Origin of the sequence: Tessaracoccus sp. OH4464_COT-324 (genome assembly GCF_003932855.1) — a bacterium.
Classification (GTDB): Bacteria; Actinomycetota; Actinomycetes; order Propionibacteriales; family Propionibacteriaceae; genus Arachnia.
Genome location: NZ_RQYZ01000114.1, coordinates 1 through 413, shown reverse-complemented (window position 1 = coordinate 413; position 413 = coordinate 1). Strand labels below are relative to the sequence as shown.

The 413-nt window shown below is 63.9% G+C and carries 1 protein-coding gene; it reads left to right on the top strand.

Annotated elements, in window-relative coordinates; genetic code table 11:
* Positions 1-413: hypothetical protein (locus EII42_RS13170; protein WP_199729893.1), on the top strand; the 413-nt coding region annotated here is incomplete at both ends.

Sequence of the window (413 nt, the reverse complement as noted above, 5' to 3'; positions counted from 1 at the left end):
TGATGGTGTGGTTGGTGTGCCGGCGGCGCCTGTGTGGTCGGATGGGGATCAGCGGGCGGAGGCTGCTTTACGAGCTGAGTTGGCGGCCGCGGTTGAGGCGTTGGGGGGTTCTGATCCTGCCGCGGGTTTGGCGTCCGTGGTTGATGGTTGGCAGCGGGTGCGGGGGGTTTCGGTGGGGTTGTCTGGGCGGGTGTCTTCGGTGGTGTCGGCTGGGGTGGATGGTGGTTTTGCTGCTGGGGGCGCGTCGGGTGGTGGGGGTTTGGTGCGGGCTTGGTTTGGTGTGGATCATCGGTTGGTGAAGGTGCGGATCAGCCCGGTGTGGTTTGACAAGTTGCGTCCGGGGCAGACGTTGGGACAGTTGTTCACGTCGGTGTTTCGTCGTTACGCGTTGAGTTTATCTCCGGCCCCGGTTT